This window comes from Desulfovibrio piger (assembly GCF_951793255.1).
Classification (GTDB): domain Bacteria; phylum Desulfobacterota; class Desulfovibrionia; order Desulfovibrionales; family Desulfovibrionaceae; genus Desulfovibrio.
On record NZ_OX636706.1, the window covers coordinates 951,245 to 967,523 of the forward strand.

The 16,279-nt window shown below is 66.5% G+C and carries 14 protein-coding genes and 1 riboswitch; of the genes, 4 read left to right on the plus strand and 10 right to left on the minus strand.

Annotation, left to right across the window (positions count from 1 at the left end; genetic code table 11):
- Positions 1–303: 303 nt before the first annotated feature.
- On the minus strand, positions 304–840 hold the full coding sequence (locus Q4I12_RS04420; protein WP_006006980.1) for an Hsp20/alpha crystallin family protein: 537 nt from the start codon (positions 838–840) through the stop codon (positions 304–306).
- A 208-nt stretch (positions 841–1,048) separates the two neighbouring features.
- Positions 1,049–1,203: riboswitch (FMN riboswitch) on the plus strand.
- Positions 1,204–1,323: 120 nt separating this feature from the next.
- On the opposite strand from Q4I12_RS04420, the gene ribB reads away from it, so the two are divergent.
- Entirely contained in the window at positions 1,324–1,980 is a 657-nt protein-coding gene (gene ribB / locus Q4I12_RS04425) for a 3,4-dihydroxy-2-butanone-4-phosphate synthase (RefSeq protein ID WP_168935351.1), read from the plus strand.
- 207 nt (positions 1,981–2,187) lie between these two features.
- Here the strand turns inward: ribB and Q4I12_RS04430 are convergent, their stop codons facing one another.
- Positions 2,188–3,162 carry a DMT family transporter gene (locus tag Q4I12_RS04430; RefSeq protein WP_204625853.1) on the minus strand — a complete coding sequence of 325 codons (975 nt, stop codon included), beginning with the start codon at positions 3,160–3,162 and terminating at the stop codon, positions 2,188–2,190.
- Positions 3,163–3,291: 129 nt separating this feature from the next.
- On the opposite strand from Q4I12_RS04430, the gene Q4I12_RS04435 reads away from it, so the two are divergent.
- Both Q4I12_RS04435 and Q4I12_RS04440 read left to right on the plus strand, forming a co-directional pair.
- The gene (locus tag Q4I12_RS04435; protein WP_168935331.1) at positions 3,292–4,200 is read left to right on the plus strand and encodes a LysR family transcriptional regulator; all 909 of its coding nucleotides are present in this window, start codon (positions 3,292–3,294) and stop codon (positions 4,198–4,200) included.
- A 159-nt stretch (positions 4,201–4,359) separates the two neighbouring features.
- On the plus strand, positions 4,360–5,118 hold the full coding sequence (locus Q4I12_RS04440) for a 4Fe-4S dicluster domain-containing protein (RefSeq protein ID WP_302260731.1): 759 nt from the start codon (positions 4,360–4,362) through the stop codon (positions 5,116–5,118).
- 55 nt (positions 5,119–5,173) lie between these two features.
- On the opposite strand, the gene Q4I12_RS04445 is transcribed toward Q4I12_RS04440, so the two are convergent.
- The 4 genes from Q4I12_RS04445 to Q4I12_RS04460 form a co-directional block, all read right to left on the minus strand.
- Positions 5,174–5,551 (minus strand): winged helix-turn-helix transcriptional regulator, encoded by a 378-nt coding sequence (locus Q4I12_RS04445; RefSeq protein ID WP_168935352.1) that lies wholly within the window; start codon positions 5,549–5,551, stop codon positions 5,174–5,176.
- Positions 5,552–5,695: 144 nt separating this feature from the next.
- Entirely contained in the window at positions 5,696–6,169 is a 474-nt protein-coding gene (locus Q4I12_RS04450; RefSeq protein WP_168935333.1) for a hypothetical protein, read from the minus strand.
- Positions 6,170–6,185: 16 nt separating this feature from the next.
- The gene (locus Q4I12_RS04455) at positions 6,186–7,547 is read right to left on the minus strand and encodes a vWA domain-containing protein (protein ID WP_302260732.1); all 1,362 of its coding nucleotides are present in this window, start codon (positions 7,545–7,547) and stop codon (positions 6,186–6,188) included.
- A gap of 203 nt (positions 7,548–7,750) precedes the next feature.
- Positions 7,751–8,743, minus strand: a complete 993-nt coding sequence (locus tag Q4I12_RS04460; RefSeq protein ID WP_168935335.1) for an ATP-binding protein — start codon at positions 8,741–8,743, stop codon at positions 7,751–7,753.
- A gap of 106 nt (positions 8,744–8,849) precedes the next feature.
- Here Q4I12_RS04460 and Q4I12_RS04465 point away from each other — a divergent pair, with 106 nt between their 5' ends.
- On the plus strand, positions 8,850–9,494 hold the full coding sequence (locus Q4I12_RS04465) for a class I SAM-dependent methyltransferase (protein ID WP_302260735.1): 645 nt from the start codon (positions 8,850–8,852) through the stop codon (positions 9,492–9,494).
- Between the two features lie 656 nt (positions 9,495–10,150).
- Here the strand turns inward: Q4I12_RS04465 and Q4I12_RS04470 are convergent.
- From Q4I12_RS04470 to Q4I12_RS04485, 4 genes are all read right to left on the minus strand, one after another.
- Positions 10,151–11,200, minus strand: coding sequence for an acyltransferase family protein (locus Q4I12_RS04470; protein WP_302260737.1), 1,050 nt, complete (start codon positions 11,198–11,200; stop codon positions 10,151–10,153).
- Positions 11,201–11,295: 95 nt separating this feature from the next.
- Positions 11,296–13,593: an SF1B family DNA helicase RecD2 gene (gene recD2 / locus Q4I12_RS04475; protein WP_297158585.1), complete on the minus strand. Its 2,298-nt coding sequence runs from the start codon at positions 13,591–13,593 to the stop codon at positions 11,296–11,298.
- A gap of 102 nt (positions 13,594–13,695) precedes the next feature.
- Entirely contained in the window at positions 13,696–14,793 is a 1,098-nt protein-coding gene (gene aroC, locus Q4I12_RS04480) for a chorismate synthase (protein WP_302260738.1), read from the minus strand.
- 1 nt (position 14,794) lies between these two features.
- Entirely contained in the window at positions 14,795–16,195 is a 1,401-nt protein-coding gene (locus Q4I12_RS04485) for a Na+/H+ antiporter NhaC family protein (protein WP_204674167.1), read from the minus strand.
- Positions 16,196–16,279 lie beyond the last annotated feature (84 nt).

Here is a 16,279-nt window from a genome sequence, read left to right on the forward strand (position 1 = left end):
CGGGAGCCGTATGGTGCGGGATCGGGGCCGCGCAGGCTTTTTTAAGGATCGGAAGGCGGAAAGGGCCGGGAAAGCGCTTTGCCCGAAGCCGGGCGTGCCGCAGGGCGTCGTGCAGTCCTTACCTTCGGAGGGGGGGGCCGGGTGCGCAGCAGGGCGGGGAAAGGCGGGACACGCGGCCGCTGTCCGGTCGCGTATAAAAAAAGCGGCCTGCCGCATGCGCGGCAGGCCGTGGAGTCCGCCCGTTGCGGGCGGTCCGGCTCCCCGAGGAGTGGGAACCGGAGGAGGGTCCTTCAAGAGGGGGGATTACTGTTTCTGCACCGTGATGGAACGGGCGGCGGGGGCTTCAGGCTGTTTGCGGGGGATGACGATGGTCAGCACACCGTTCTTGTGGCTGGCGCTGATGTTTTCCACATCAGCATCTTCAGCCAGGCCGATCTGGCGGCAGAAGGAGCCGTAGACGCGTTCCTGCACATGGCAGACGGGTTCCTTGGCTTCCGCCTTTTCGCCTTCGGCGGCAGGGGCGGCGCAGCTTTCCATCTTCTTTTCACCTTCAACGGTCAGCATGCCGTCACGGACTTCGACCTTGACCTCATCGGGGTCCACACCGGGCACTTCCATGTGGATGGTGTAGGCCTTGTCGTCGCTGTGGATGTCCAGGCTGGGACGGATGTCGGCCTGCGGCTTGTCCATCAGGCTGGTCGGCCAGCCGGGCGTGAAGAAACCATTGAACAGACGGTCGATATCGTGATGCAGGCGGTCCAGGGGCTGGAAGCTCTGTTCGGGCTGCTGGGCGTTGCGGGGAGAGAACCAATGCTGGGGATATACACGGATAAGGCTCATTTCAATGCCTCCTGATATTTTTCCTTGTTGACATAGAAGTAAGGTGGGACGGCTAGTTGTCAACATGCTGTGGAAAACTTTTTCCAAAAATGGGGAAAGGTAGCCCCATGCGCTTCGACCATACGTTTTGGTCTGTTCCCGGCAGCCTGGGAGGTTTCCGGTTTTTATGGCCGGGGATTGCCAAACGTGGGAGGCGGGCGTATGGTGGCTCCATTCTCAGGGCGGGGTGCAAGTCCCCACCGGCGGTGATGGCGGTTTTCCGCATGAGCCCGCGAGCGCCGTACCATGCAACGTGGTGCGGGTCAGCAGATACCGGTGAGATCCCGGAGCCGACGGTAACAGTCCGGATGAAAGAGAACGGTTCGTTTTTCTGCCGTGTGGGGCGCAAAAAAGGACGGTCTTGGCGGCCGCCCCGCAGCGCGCACGGCAGCCGTGCCCTGATGCACATCTTCCGGTCCGTCCGGGCCGATCAAGGAGACGATGATGCATCAGTCCCCCGATATCCTGGCTTCTTTTGGTGATTGGGAAACGCGTATGGAACGCGCCCTGGCATCCGTGCGTGCGGGCAGGGGCGTCCTGGTGGTGGACGACGAGGATCGCGAGAACGAAGGCGACCTCATCTATCCCGCCCACAGCCTGACCGATGCGCAGATGGCCCGCCTCATCCGCCATTGCAGCGGCATCGTGTGCCTGTGCCTTACCGACGAGCGCGCCACCCGCCTGGGCCTGCCGCCCATGGTGGCCCACAACACCAATACCCAGCAGACCGCTTTCACCATCTCCATCGAGGCCGCCGAGGGCGTGACCACCGGCGTTTCCGCCGCCGACAGGGTGACCACCGTCAAGGCCGCCGTGGCCGAGGGCGCGCGTCCCGAGGACCTGCGCCATCCCGGCCATGTGTTCCCGCTGCGGGCCCGTCCCGGCGGCGTGCTGGAACGGCGCGGCCATACCGAGGCCACCGTGGACCTGATGTCCCTGGCGGGCCTGCCGCCCTGCGGTGTGCTGTGCGAGCTGACCAACGATGACGGCACCATGGCGCGTCTGCCGCAGGTGGCGGACTTTGCCCGTGCCAACGACCTGCCCCTGCTGGCCGTGGCGGACATCGTGCGCTGGCGTGAACGGCAGGAAGGCCGGGCCTGAGCCCCAGCCGTCTGATCCTCTTTTCCTGTCCCAGGACAGGGCTTGCCGTGGTCGCCGGCTGGAGTTGATGAATACCAGGAAAGAAAGCTGCCGGCGGCCGGCCGGGCAAGTATGAAAAAAAGGACGCTGTACAGCGTCCTTTTTTTATGCCCGGTTTTATCCGGGCCGGATACCGGCGGGGGACGGAGGAGGGGCGCCCCCGCCGGATCAATGCCGGCGGTGAAGGATGCGGTCGATGATGAAGGGGCGCACGGACAGGAGCGTTTCCCAGGTGGGGATCATGGAGACCTCGGAGGCCACGAGCATGAGGCCGATACCGGCCCACATGTTCCAGGGGATCTCCTCGCCAAGGATCAGCATGGCCAGGATGGGCGCCAGCACGGGCTTGAAGAAGAAGACCAGCGAGCCCTGCATGGCGGAGGTGGCTTCCATGCCCATGAAGTAGCAGGCATAGCCGCCCGCGGTGACGAAAACGCAGATATAGAGCACGTTGAGGAGGTTGCCCGTGGTATAGCCGCTGAAGAAGGGCATGGCGGCGAACATGGGCAGACCGGCGGCCTGCAGGGCATCGGCCACGGCGGGGATGTGGCTGATGAGCATGAGGACGATCATCTCGGCGCTGGCGGCCAGGCAGCTGAAGCAGGTGACGGCCACGCCGGAGTACTGGGCGCACTGCTTTTTGCCCAGCACGGCATAAAGGGCGAAGGTGGCGGCCGAGAGCAGCACCAGCGTGATGCCCACGGGATCGAGCGTGGTGTGCAGCGGGTCGATGATGATGAGGGCGGCCGCCACTTCCATGACCAGGGCGGTGATGTGCTGGGGCCGGATGTCGGCACGCAGGATGAGATAGGCGAAGGCCAGCACCAGCACGGGGTTGCAGCTGAACAGCACGCTGACCACCGAGGCCGGGGCGTAAAGGATGGACATCTGGTAGAACATCATGCTCACCACCAGGCCCACGAAGCCGAGCCAGGCAAAACCTTTCCATGCGGCGGCGGTGACCCGTGCCCCGTGCTGGCGCAGGCCGCGCAGGGCAAAGGGGATGAGCAGCAGGCCACCCACGAGGAAGCGGGTGCAGTTGAGCTGCATGGGGTTGAAATCATGGGCCACGGTCTTCAGGGCCACTTCCATGGAGCTGAAGAACACGGTGGCAAGAAAGATGAAAATGTATCCGCGGTTCATCGTTCAAGGTCCCTGGTTGGAAATCTGTTGCTGGAGAAGTGCTGCGCTTGCCTATAGCAAGGGGCCCTGATACGGTAAAATGCTTAGTTGATATCGTAGATATATCAAAAATGCATAACAGGAGAGCGCATGGAGCTGAACTGGGAGCTTTGCCGGATATTCTACCAGGTGGCGCGCTGCCGCAACTTCAGCCGGGCGGCGGCCATGCTGTTCACCAGCCAGCCCGCGGTATCGCGCTCCATGGCGGCCCTGGAGCGCGAGCTGGGCTGCCGTCTGTTCATCCGCAACCGTCGCGGCGTGGAGCTCACGCCCGAAGGCCGCATGTTCTACGCCCATGTGGAGGCGGGCTGCGAGCAGTTCCGCCGGGGCCGGGAAGAGCTGGAGCAGGCCGTGGGCCTGCAATCGGGCAGCATCGCCCTGGGGGCCAGCGAGACGGCCCTGCGCCACTGGCTGCTGCCGCGGCTGGACCGCTTCCATGCCCTGTATCCGGGGGTGCGGCTCCGGCTGTTCGGCGGTACGTCCCGGCAGGCCATCGATGAACTCAAGTCCGGGGCCATCGATTTTGCCGTGGCCGCCGTGCCCGGCGGCGGTTTCCGGGCCCTGAAGGAGACGCGCCTGTGCCCGCTGCGGGACGTCTTCGTGGCTTCGTCGGCCTTCGGGCAGCTGCGCGGCAGGGACGTGCCCCTGGATGAAGTGATGCGGCACCCCTTCATCTGTCACAAGCAGGGCAGCCTCACCTTCGAATTCCTGGAGAGCATGTGCAAGACGCGGGGCGTGGACTTTGCCCCGGCCATGGAGCCGGACACTACGGGGCTGGTGCTGGATCTGGCCCGGCACGGCCTGGGCATCGGTTTTTTGCCGGAAGTGGCCGCCAGAGAGGCCCTGGCCGCCGGGGAGGTGTTCGCCCTGCGGCTCGCGGAGGAGCTGCCGTCGCGCAGCATCAGCCTGCTGGAATACGACGGCCATACCCTGAGCCTGGCCGCACGCCGCCTGCGCGACATGCTCACCGAAGACGCTGCGGCCGGGGACGCGCTGTGAGGACTTGAGCCGACAGGGCTCAGGCCGTCCTGCCGCAGGGCGGGGACGTTGTTCCGGGGTCGCTTTGCCGGGGCATAGTGGCTCATGGCCGGCTGATTTTGTTGGGGGATGCCGTGGTTACGGGCTATGCTGCCGCAAAATCATGCAAAGGAGACATCCATGAACGTCACAGCCCTGTACTTTTCTCCCACCGGCGGCAGCAAGCGCTCCGCGCTCAGCCTTGCCGCGGCCCTGGCTCCTGAAGGTTTTGCCGAGCTGGACATCACCTGTGGCGCCGTTGCCGGGGATTTCGGTCCCGGGGACGTCGTCGTGTTCTCGGTGCCCTGCTATAACGGCAGGGTGCCGGGAGTGGCCGCCGGGCGTCTGGAGCAGGTGCACGGCCACCGGACCCCCTGCATCATCAGCATCACCTACGGCAACCGTGACTATGACGATTCCCTGCTGGAGCTGCAGGACATCGTGCAGCGTCAGGGCTTCATCGTCCAGGGCGCAGCGGCGCTGGTGGGGCAGCATACCTTCGGGGAGATCCAGGTGGGGCGTCCCGATGCCGGGGATGCCGCCGAGAACCGCCGCTTCGTGCAGCAGCTGCTGGCAGCCAGGCAGGGCGATCTTGCCTCGCCCGTGGCGCTGGCCATCAAGGGGCAGCGTCCGTACCGGGGAGAGGGCAGGGGCGTGGGCTTCGTGCCGCTGACCTCCGAGGCCTGTACGGACTGCGGCCTGTGCGCCTCCCTGTGCCCTGTGCAGGCCATCGCGGCCGACCATCGCAGCATCGACGGCACGCGCTGCCTTTCCTGCTTCCGCTGCATCCGCAGCTGTCCTGCGGGGGCCAAGCACATGGATGTGGAAAGCTACCTCGATTTCGCGCGGGATTTCAGCCGGCACCTAAAGGCTCGGCGGGAGAACGAATACATCTTTTAGAAGAAGCCCGGAAACGGGCAGATGCGGAAAGGGGCGGGAGACCGCCCCTGTTTTTTTACAGAGGGCAGCCCCCGACCTTTTTGCAGGGGGGCAGGGATTCTTCCGGCAGGGGGCAGTAGCGCACGGCCCAGCAGCAGATGCTGCGCAGTATCTTGTGGGCGGAGGCGCCCTTTTCGCTCAGGGAGTATTCGACGCGCGGCGGTATCTCGTTGTACTGGCGCCTGTCCACGATCCGGTCGTTCACCATGTCCCTGAGGGTGGCGGCAAGTACGGCGTCCGTCAGGCCGTCGAGGTTGTCCCTGATCTCCTTGTAGCGCAAGGTGCCGCTGGCACCCAGCAGGCAGATGATGCGGGTCTTCCATTTCCCGTTGAAGATGTCCAGCCCGTATTCGAGCGGGCACAGGGGCTGCTTGCCTTCCTTATTCCTGGCCATGTCATGTCCTGCGGCTTCATGGTTCGCGATGGCGGATTGTTCCATGATTTCCTGCCGGAGCGCAAGCTGTCCGGTGATCCGGGGGCATCGCGATCCGGCAGGCAGGCTGGAGGAAGGGCAAAAGAAGAAAGATCCCGGGCAGGCCTAGGCCTTGCCCACGGCTTCCAGGAAACGCTGGCCGAGGATGGCCGGAGCCACGGAGCGCAGGGCCGTACCGCCCAGCTCCAGGCTGTTTTCCTCATGCATGGGGCGGCTGGCTCCGGCCCGTTCCAGTTCGCTGGCAAAGGCTTCGCGCAGCAGGCGGAAGGAGGCCTCCACTTCGGGATAGCTGTTGTCCTCACGCCAGGGCAGGCGCAGGCTCTGGCTGCCGTGCCGTCCCTTGTGGGACGGGATGGAGAGCTGGTAGCAGGGCCGCTCGCCTGCATCGTCCTGTCCGGCCCGTTCGTGCTGCCCGGGCCAGCAGTGTTCCTGCCAGGATTCCGGCGGTTCGGGGATGAGCGAGGTGATGCTCAGCGGCGGCGTGGCCAGCTGGCGTTCGAAGTCTTCCAGGGTGACGGTATAGGTCAGGACAGGGCGCAGGTTGCCGCGCTTTTTTTCTATTTTCCAGGTGATCCGCATACAGGCTCCTTGATGGTCAGGCTCCGGCGGGCAGGCGCAGCAGCTCGCCGAAGGGGGGCTGTTCCCCTCCCTGTCCCCAGACGGCCCAGAGCAGGGGGCAGGCGGGCTCGTCGGGAAAGGACGAACATTCCAGATCCGTGAACCAGAGCAGACAGGCCGGGCGCAGGCCGTTGTCGTCCAGCCAGCGGCCCACGGGCCTGAAGTCCGTACCGCCGCCGCCCACGGGGGCCAGATGCAGGGGCAGGTCCTGCCGCCGGAAGGTCTGCACGACCTGCACGCGGCTGTCGTGGAAGATGACCACCAGCTCCGTCTCGTAGGCGGCGAGGATGGACGACAGCTCCTCGCAGAACAGGGAAAGGGCGGCATCGTCCACCGAGCCCGAACAGTCCACGGCCACGGCCAGCTGCGGGATGCGCTGCTCCTGCCGTCCGGGCAGGTAGATGCCGTGATGCAGGTAACGCCGGTTGGGCGCGCTCCAGGTGTAGTCGTTGAGGGCGCAGTTCTCCAGAAAGCGGCGCAACAGGCCGCGCCAGTCCGTGCCGCCATCGTGGCGACCGCCGCGCAACAGGCGGCTGAAGCCCGCGGGCTCGCGGCCCATGTGCCGCGCCCGTTGCAGGGCCTGCTCCAGACGCAGCTCGGCCTCCTGTTCCGCCTTGCGGCGCGCGTCTCCCTGGCCGTCTTCCAGCAGGGGATGGTCACGGACCTCACCGGAAAAATACGGGACAGGCTGCTCCCTTTCCGGCTTGTCCCCGGCAGGGCGGGCGGTGCCCGCGGCTTCCGGGGCGGCTGCCTCGTCAGTCTCTCCTGCACGGGAGGGCGCGGCCGCGGGGGCGTCCTGCCGCTCCCGGCCGTCATGTCTCTGCTGGTCGGAGCCCTTTTCCCGGGGGCTGCGTCCGGCGGCCTGCTGTTGCGCGCCGCCGTGCAGGGGCGTGTCCTGCAGGGAGGCAAGACGGCTGTAGACCTCGTCCACGCTGAGTCCCGCATACTCGGGATGTTCCAGATGGCCCTGCGGCAGCCGGAAGCCGGCACCGAGCAGCAGGGCGTCCACCACCACGTCGCAGGCCTCGTTCCAGATCCGGGCATCGCGCCCGTTGCGCCGGACATGATGGGCGCAGGCCAGATGCATGACTTCGTGGGCCTGGGCCCCCACCAGCCGCTCGTGGGGCAGGGTGGCCGCCCAGACAGGATTGAAGCCCAGCGTGCGGCCGTCGGTCCAGAGGTGGCGGCAGGTGCTGTCCGGCTTCAGGGCCAGATGCAGGGCCAGGGAGCCGAAAAAGGGCTGCCGGAGCACCAGGTCCGCCCGGGCCCGGATCATGGCTGTGAGGGCGCGCTGCTCCAGAGGGGGGGCCGGAACGTCCGCCGCAGGGCTGTGGCGCATGCCCTGTGACGCGGACGGGCGCTCCGGCCGGGGATCCTGCCGTGTCGTCCCGGGCGTTTCCGGGGAAGGCGGGCATACCGCGGCGTCTGGTGTGGAGCGGGTGTCTTTGGCCGCGGGGGCGGGAACCCGGCGGCTGACGGAGGAGGGGACACGCACGCCCCGGGAGAGGGGTGCACGGGGCAGGGCAGGAAGATCGTCCCTGTTCACATCAGGACCTCGGCATTGTCGCGGGCCCAGCGGGCAAAGGGCTCGCTTTCCACCACGGCGGGATCCTGCCGGACGGCATCGCGCATGAGCAGCACGCCGAACTCGGCGGGCAGGCGTCCGGCATAGGCGGCCAGGGCTTCCATGGTGGCGGGCGCGGTGCGCAGGGCCAGGGCCTCGCACAGGGCGTAAAGGGAGGCCGGGTCGGCAGGTACGGGGGCTTCTTCGGGATCGCTGAGGACGCTCTCCACACTGGGCAGGTGGCGCCATTCCCGCAAAAAGCCGCTCAGTTCCGCCGCGGCCGCCTGACCTATGGTCCCGGCCAGCAGCTCTTCTTCCAGCGGGCCGTCCGGGGCGGCATCGAGGATGCGGGAGGCGAACTCCCAGGAGCGCGGCGAGGCGAAGGCCCTGTCCGACGAACGGGGATCGAAATCATGCAGCAGGCGCGGCCGGAAGCGCAAAAAGGCCTGGATCTCCTCGCGGATGCCGTTGTCACGGGCCCAGTCCAGCCAGTCGTCGATATGGCATTCCACATCCAGATGCACCATGCGGTTGGCCAGGGCCGAAGGCATGCGGTAGGTCACGGCCCGGTCGCTCTCGCGGTTGCCCGCGGCCACCACGGCCCAGCCGTCGGGCAGGCGGTACTGGCCCACGCGCCGGTCGAGGATGAGCTGGTAGCAGGCGGCCTGTACCAGAGGGGGCGCGGCGTTGAGTTCGTCCAGGAAGAGGATGCCTTCCTCCGTGTCCTGCGGATGGGGCAGGAATTCCGGCACGCACCAGGAGGTGATGCCCTCATCGCTGATGCGGGGCAGTCCGCGCAGGTCCACCGGGTCCAGCAGCACGGCGCGCAGGTCGTAGAGCTTGCGGCCCTGGCGGCGGGCCACGTCGGCCACCAGCCGGCTCTTGCCTACACCGGGCGGCCCCCAGAGGAACACGGGTTGCCGGATGCGCACCAGATGATGCAATGCCTCACAGACGTGGCTGGGTCTCATGCAGGGGTCCTTTTAAATAAATTGAATTTCATTTTCAATTAAGATATACGGGAAGGGCATGCAAGGCAAGTTTTTTCTGGGGGCGGCCGCATGCAAGGAGCAAAGCATGGATATCTGGCAGCATATCATCCGCCCCGGGGACGTCTGGGGGCGTTTTACCCTGTACCTGAAGCAGAACGGGCAGGCTGCCGTGCAGCGGGAGGTCGTGCGTTCCCTGCGGCTGCGGGTGCGCGACGTGGTCCTCGATCTGGGCGGTGGCGGCCGTGCCCTGGCCCAGCTTGCCCTGTATTCGGGGGCCGTCTACGGCGTGGCCGCCACCGCTGCGGCGGTATCGGCCGCCACGGTGCGCAACCGCCATGACGTGGCCCGGGGCAGGATCCGCATTTGCCGGGGCGCGTTCCCCGCCCTGCCGTTCCCGGCGGAGATGTTCCACGTCATCACCGCGTTCGAGCCCGCGTTCTGGGCAGGCGATCTGTCCGCCTGCCTGCGCGAGATCCGGCGTCTGCTGCGTCCCGGCGGCCAGTGCGTGCTGGTGTGCGCGGATGGACGGGAAAACGGCCGCCCCGCACCGGCCGGGCATACGGTGGACGAGCTCAACGCCCTGGCAGACAGGGCCGGGCTGCTGTGCCTGCCGCCCCTGCGTTTGCGGCGCAAAGGGCGTGTGGTCCTGCACTGGTTGCAGCCTGCCTGCGACCTGTGCCGCCCCATGCCGCTGGACGTGTTCCCGGCGGGCTGGGCCCAGGCCTGCTAGGGGGAACGCTCGCCGTATTTGCTGGGGGAAGGGAAAGCCCTCATCGCTGCTGCCGATGCCCGTAAAGCGCCTTCGTCGCTCACGGCTAAGGTCTGCAGCCGCCTCCGGCCGTCGCCCGTGCGCGAGGGGCCTATTCCCCCACGCTCCCATCCTTTCCCCGGCGCGCTTTTTCAGATGAGCGCTGGACCTGCGGCAGGCCCTTCACTGGAGAGATGTTCGGATGTTGTCTATCTAATTGAAATAAATTGTTGATTTTGTATTTTTCGCCCTTGGGCGGGGCGTGTTTTTGAAGGGGAGGGAATCCCTTGCTCCGCTGCCGTCTGCCGGGACTGCGCGCAAACGGGGACGGGCCCTGCACCACCCGGAAGGCGCTGTCCGGGCGGGCGGCTTTCCACGGCTCCTTACCCGCATCTTCAGGAAAGGAGAAACCCGGCATGAGCCCGCCGCAGGGATGCGGGGACAGCTCCACAACAGGCGACCGGCGTGACACGAAACATCGATGGGGGACCATGTCCCCCTTTTTTTGTGTGTCGCCAGCGTGTTCCCTGCCGAAAAAAAAAGACCGGCACCGCCTTTCCGGCGGCCCCGGTCCCGTCATTGCCGGCGGCATCCTCCAGCACTGTCAGTGCTGAGCCCGCGGCAGGCTTTCCTTTGGCCTAGCCGCCGATGAGATAGCGCGAGCGTTTGCCCATGACCTTCTTGATGCCCAGGATGCAGAGGATGCAAAGGGCTATCTCCACGGTCACGGTGAGGTTGGCGATGGTGAAGACCTGTCCGGGCAGCGCGGCGCCGAGCACCTGGAACAGGGGCGCCTGGAAGATGCCCTGGAAGATGGCATGCAGGAAGAAGAGCGGGAAGCTGTAGCGGGCCAGGAAGTCCAGGGCCAGCACTTCCCTGTCCATGCCTTCCAGCAGTTCCAGCACCCAGGAGCCGATACAGAGTTTCTGCACATAGTAGGCCCCTTCGATGTTGGGCATGAAGCTGCCGAAGTAATGGTCGGCCACGATGAGCAGGGAGGTCAGCACGGCCGTCACGCGGATGGCGCTGAGGTGGCGGCGGATGAAGGCCATACAGGCGTCACGGTTGCGGGCGCAGTACACGCCCATGAGGAAGATGGGCACGAAGAAGCAGAGGTTGCGCAAGGGCGAGACCAGCAGGCGCGGCACCATCAGGGGCAGGACGGAGGCCGGGAGCAGGATCTTTTGCAGCAGCCCGGTGGGCAGGTGGAAGATGAGCGGTCCGACGCTGAACACGGTCATGATGAAGGGGATGTACCAGTAGGGCACCAGACTGGCCGACCCGTAGGCCAGACAGCGCAGGACGTCCCACAGGGAGGCCACGGGCGTGCCGTCGTTGATGAAGGGGATGTCGTAGCCGAACCAGTGGTGGGAGATCCAGCCCGCGGCCAGCAGGAGCAGCGACAGGATGAAGTAGGGACAGAAGACGTTGACGATCTTGGACTTGTAGAAGCGCAAGGGGGGGAACTGGCCTTTCCTGCGGTTCACGAAGTCGAACAGATAGCCGGAGATGAAGACGAAGTAGATGGTGGCGGAGTGGAAAAGACACAGCCGCAGGCTGTCCTGGAGCTTGGCGGCGTCCTCGCTGCCCGCGAGGACGGGGCCCACCCACATGTGGGTGAGCATGACGGAGACGATGGCGAAGGCCCTGAAATAGTGGAAGGTCAGGTCATAATTTTTTGGCGTCATGCAGTACCTTTGATCCGGCCGGTCATCCGGCGCAGGAGTGGCGAAATTCCTTACTTTGCAGATAAGGATTATTGCCTCCTAAACCGGATGGCGGGCTATGTCAACGGTTGCAGACGCAGGGCAAGGCGGGTGTGGCGGGTGCGGGTCTTGTTGTTCTTGACGGCCATGTGCAGGGCGCGGCTCTCGCCCACCAGCACCACCAGCTTTTTGCCGCGCGTGACGCCGGTATAGACCAGGTTGCGCTGCAGCAGCACGTAATGCTGCATCATCAGCGGGATGACCACGGCAGGGTATTCCGAGCCCTGCGATTTGTGGATGGAGATGGCGTAGGCGGGCGTCAGTTCGTCCAGCTCCTCGAAGTCATAGGGCACCACGCGGTCGTCGTAGCGCACGCTCAGGGTCCGCTCCTTGCCGTCCAGAAAGACGATGCGGCCCACGTCGCCGTTGAAGACGTCCTTGTCGTAGTTGTTGCGGATCTGCATGACCTTGTCGTGCAGGCGGAAGCTGCGTTCGCCGCGCCGCACTTCCAGCCCGTTGGGGTTGAGGCTGGCCTGCAGGCGCAGATTGAGCTGCGCCGCGCCCACGGCGCCCTTGTGCATGGGCGTGAGCACCTGGATGTCGTTGACCGGGTCCAGGCCGAAGCGGCGCGGGATGTGGTTGCGCACCAGATCCACCACCATGTCGGCGGCGCGTTCCGGGTCGTTCTGGTGGATGAAATAGAAATCCGAGAGCCTGTCCTTGCTGGATTCCAGCGAGGGCACCTGCCCCTTGTTGATGAGGTGGGCGTTGCAGATGATCTCGCTTTCCGCCGACTGGCGGAAGATCTCGGTCAGCTCCACCACGGGCACCGCCCCGGAGGCGATGATGTCGGCCAGCACGTTGCCCGGCCCCACGGAGGGCAGCTGGTGCACGTCGCCCACCAGCACCACGGTGGCGCCCATGGGCACGGCCTTGAGCAGGTGGTAGAAGAGCAGGGTGTCCATCATGGAGGCCTCGTCCACCACCAGCAGGCCGCAGGCCAGCGGGTTGTCCTCGTTGCGGGCAAAGCCGTCCTCCTGCGGGCTGTATTCCAGCAGGCGGTGGATGGTGCGGGCCTCGCGGCCCGATGTCTCGCTCATGCGCTTGGCGGCGCGGCCCGTGGGCGCGGCCAGCAGGATCTTGGCCTTGACCTCGGCGAACAGGCGGATGATGGCGTTGATGATGGTGGTCTTGCCCGTGCCGGGGCCGCCGGTGAGCACCATGACCTTGCTGCGCGCCGCGGTGCGCACGGCCTCCAGCTGTTCCGGGGCCAGGCTGATGGACAGGGATTCCGTGACCTTTTCCACCAGGGCGTCGGGCTCGGCGAAACGCACGGCCTTGGGCGAGTGCAGCAGGCGGTGCAGATAGAAGGCCGTCTTGGATTCGTAATGATGGTAGCGGCGCAGGTAGACGGCCACTTCCGGCGCTTCCGCCTCCTCGCCGTCCTCGCGGAAGACAGCGGGCAGGCGCCCGGGCAGCTCGTCCAGGCTCTCGCGCACCACGCGCTCTTCCTGCTCCAGGGCCAGCACGGCCTGCCGGGCCAGGTCGCGGTCCACGGCCAGCTGCTGGCAGGCCTGATCCAGCAGCTCCTCCTCGGGAAGGAAGACATTGCCGTCGTCCGTGGCCTTCTGCAGCACATAGAGCAACCCCGCCTGGATGCGCAGGGGATGATCCTCGGCAAAGCCCAACTTGCGGGCCGCGGCGTCGGCCGTCACGAAGCCGATGCCCCGGATGTCCATGGCCAGACGGTAGGGGTTCTCGCGCACCACGTTGAGGGCCTCGCCGCCGTAGGCGCGGTAGATGCGCACGGCATAGGCGGGCGTGATGCCGTGGGGCTGCAAAAAGAGCAGCAGGTCGCGGATGCCCCGGTGCTCGGCCCAGCTTTCCTTGATCTTCTCGAAACTCTTCTTGCCCACGCCCTTGATCTTGAGCAGGCGTTCGGGCTCTTCGTCCAGCACGCGGATGGTGTCCGTGCCGAAGGCCGCCACGATGCGCCCGGCCATCTCCTCGCCCACGCCCTTGATGAGGCCCGAGGCCAGGTACAGGCGGATGCCCTCGCTGGTGGCGGGCAGCATCTCCTCGGCCATGTCGAAGGCCAGCTGGCGGCCGAAACGCGCGTTGTTGACCCAGCGGCCGCTGACCTGCAACCGGACGCCCACCTGCGGGTTGACCATGTGGCCCACGCAGGTCACGGGATCGCGGCTCACCGTGCGGCTGGGCGCGCCCTTGACCTTGGCCTCCACGGGCAGGGCCCTGTCGGGCAGCAGGCGCAGCACGGTATAGCCGTTCTCTTCGTTGTGGAAGACCACACGTTCCAGCGTGCCGGTGAGCTCCACGGCATCGGGATCGCGCAGCAGGGGAAGATCGTCAGACATGGCAGACCAGGAGAGCGGTTTTTGGAGGGATGGGGGAGTTCGAGGGGAAGGGAGACCTTTTTACCGCAGGAAAAAGGGCCCCTTCCCCCTCAACAAACACTGCTAAAACCAGTCCACGCCGTCGGGCACGGGCAGGACGGCCATGCGCTCCTGCAGCAGCAGGGCGTCGGCCAGCACCAGAGCGGTCATGGCCGTGAGCACGGGCACGATGCGCGGGATGGCCGCAAGGTCGTGACGGCCGCCGATGAGCACGCTGGCGGGCTGGTCGTGGACGTCGATGGTCTGCTGTTCCTGCGCGATGGAGGCGATGGGTTTGACGCCCACGCGCAGCACGATGTCCTGGCCGCTGGAGATGCCGCCCAGGATGCCGCCCGCATGGTTGCCGGCAAAGCGGCCGCCGGGCAGCATGGGATCGTTGTTCTGCGAGCCGGTGAGGCGCGCGGCGGCAAAGCCCTCGCCCACTTCCACGGCCTTGACCGCGCCCACGCCCATGAGGGCATAGGCCAGCCGGGCGTCCAGCTTGTCGAAGCAGGGCTCGCCCAGACCGGCGGGCACGTTGCGGGCCACCACCTGCACCACGCCGCCCAGGGTGTCCCCGGCGGCACGGGCCGCGGCGACGCGCTCTTCCCAGAGCGGGACCACGCTGTCGGCGGCGGCGAAGAAGGGACGGCTCAGGGCCGCGTCCGGATCGCACGCTTCGGGGGGAACGGCGATGCCGCCCAGCTCCACGGCCCCGGCCACGATCCGGATGCCGCGCGTGGCCAGCAGCTTTTTGGCGATGGCCCCGGCCGCCACACGGGCCACGGTCTCGCGCCCGGAGGAGCGGCCGCCGCCGCGGTAGTCGCGGATGCCGTGGAACTTTTTGAAGAAGCCCCAGTCCGCGTGCCCGGGCCGGAAGACCTGGGCCAGATTGCCGTAATCGCGGGAGCGCTGGTCCTCGTTGGCGATGTGGAAAGCGATGGGCGTGCCGGTGGTCAGGCCCTGGAACACGCCGGAAAGGATGCGGACGGTATCGGATTCCTTGCGTTTGGTGGCCGTGGCGCCCTGTCCGGGCTTGCGCAGGTCCAGCTCGCGCTGCAGGTCTTCCTCGCTCAGGGGCAGGCCTGCGGGGCAGCCGTCCAGCACGCCGCCCAGACCGGGCCCATGAGATTCGCCGTACGAGGTGAGGCGCAGGATGCGCCCAAAGGAATTGCCTGCCATATCACGCCTCCGTGCTGCGGGCCTTGATGCGGGGCAGGCCCAGGATGATGGCCAGGATGCCGGCCACGGCCAGCAGCATGCAGTACCAGTTGTTGATGGTGATCTCCAGCGGCGAGATCTTGGCCAGGGAACCGGCCAGCAGCAGCTGGGCGGCCCAGGGGATCAGGCCCTGGAAGACACAGGAAAAGATGTCCAGAAGGCTGGCGCTGCGGCGCGGGTCGATGCCGTTCTTGAGGGCGATCTCGCGGGCCAGGCCGCCGGTGAGGATGATGGCCACGGTGTTGTTGGCCGTGCAGATGTCGGCCAGGCTGGCCAGCAGGGCGATGCAGGATTCCCCCACCCGCGAGGAGCCCTTGCCGCCGCTTTTCCCGGCCAGGCGGCGGGCCAGGCCGTCCACGCGGGCCAGCAGCCAGGCGATGCCGCCGTGGTAGCGGATGAGCTCGCCCAGGCCGCCGATGAGCATGGACAGGACCATGATCTCGTTCATGCCGGTGAAGCCCTTGTAGATGTCCTGCCCCCAGCGGAGCAGGCTGTAGGGCACGATCTGGCCGTCCGCGCCGGGGATGCCGCAGAACAGGCCCACCAGACCGCTGAGCAGAATGCCCGTGGCCAGGACGATGAAGGCGTTGAGCCCGGTCAGGGCCAGCACCAGCACGGCGATGTAGGGCAGGACGCGGATCAGCTCGAAGTCGTGCAGGGTCACTTCGGTACCGCCCGAGGCCGAGAACCAGAGCAGGGCCACGGTGAGCAGGGCGGCGGGCAGGACGATGAGGAAGTTCATGCGGAACTTGTCGCCCATCTCGCAGCCCTGGGTGCGGGTGGCGGCGATGGTGGTGTCCGAGATCATGGACAGGTTGTCGCCGAACATGGCCCCGCCCAGCACCACGCCCATGAGCACGGGCACTTCGATGCTTGTCTGGGCGGCCACGCCCAGGGCGATGGGCGTGATGGCGGCCACGGTGCCCATGCTGGTGCCCATGGCCGTGGACACGAAGGCGCCGATGAGGAACAGGCCGGGCAGGATGAAGGCCGGCGGCACCAGCGAAAGGCCGAAGTTCACCGTGGCATCCACGCTGCCGATGGCCGTGGCCGTGGCGGCAAAACCGCCCGCCAGCAGGTAGATCATGCACATGGTGATGATGTTGATCTCGCCCACACCGGTGAGGAAGATGGTGATCTTTTTGGACAGGCGGGCCCGGCCCTGCATCAGGGCCAGGGCGATGGCGGGCAGGATGGCCACCGTGGCGGAGAGCTGGTAGAAGGCCATGTCCACACCGGCCAGGCTCAGGCTGACGCCCGTACCGATGAAGATGAGCAAAAAGAGCAGCAGGGGCAGGATGGCGGCAAAGGAGGCCGGCGCCTCCTGCTGTTCCTGCGGGGCTGTGTAGGTTTGCGGGTTCATGATGCCTCGGCACGCGGAAAGGTGGATGGGATGGCGGCAGGCCCGCGGGCCCCGCCGGTCTTGCGGGTCAGTGGCTGTGCCGCG